This is a genomic window from Acinetobacter sp. 809848, assembly GCF_000581275.1.
GTDB classification, from domain to species: domain Bacteria; phylum Pseudomonadota; class Gammaproteobacteria; order Pseudomonadales; family Moraxellaceae; genus Acinetobacter; species Acinetobacter pittii.
Window position 1 is genome coordinate 1 of sequence record NZ_JEXG01000218.1, and the last position, 304, is coordinate 304.

Consider the following 304-nt stretch of genomic DNA (forward strand, 5'->3'; position numbering starts at 1 on the left):
TACAGATACAGCAGTGGTGACGATTGATACCACCGCGCCAAATGCACCTGTACTTGATCCAATCAATGCGACTGACCCGGTGAGCGGTACAGCAGAAGCTGGTTCAACAGTGACTGTCAGCTTCCCTGACGGTACCACTACAACAGTGGTAGCAGGCACAGATGGCAGCTGGTCAGTACCAAACCCGGGTAACCTGGTGGATGGCGATACCGTGACTGCAACAGCCACTGACCCTGCAGGCAATACTTCATTGCCAGGTACAGGCACAGTCTCTGCCGACATCACACCGCCAGTGGTTGTACTT

The 304-nt window shown here is 54.3% G+C and carries 1 protein-coding gene; it reads left to right on the top strand.

Annotation, left to right across the window (positions count from 1 at the left end; translation table 11 throughout):
• Positions 1-304, top strand: a 304-nt coding sequence (locus J536_RS24845; RefSeq protein WP_032064408.1) for an Ig-like domain-containing protein, incomplete at both ends; no start/stop codon positions are given.